Genomic DNA, 242 nt, shown 5'->3' with positions numbered 1-242 from the left:
ATTACATGATCTACAAGCTATTTTCGGTATGCATAATAAACCTGATTTACCAGTAGGTACAAATGGCATAAAAGATGGTCCACTAAAGGCTGGAGTAGATCGATTTGAAATTGAAAATCACGGTGTCGGGACGCACGCAGCTGTACCAGCTGCTGGTGTTGACACTATCGTCGCATCCTCTCAAATTGTTATGGCACTACAAACAATTGAAAGTCGAAATATTAGCTCTTCACATAATGCCG

General features: G+C 40.9%; 1 pseudogene. It reads left to right on the top strand.

Features of this window, described 5'->3' with window-relative positions:
* A pseudogene (locus JDS92_RS30440) lies at window positions 1-242 on the top strand (amidohydrolase); the annotation flags it as partial.

The sequence above is a fragment of the Bacillus cereus group sp. N12 genome (genome assembly GCF_016483575.1).
GTDB lineage: Bacteria > Bacillota > Bacilli > Bacillales > Bacillaceae_G > Bacillus_A > Bacillus_A toyonensis.
Note: the sequence above shows the minus strand (reverse complement) of the source record. Positions and strands in the feature narration are given on the sequence as shown.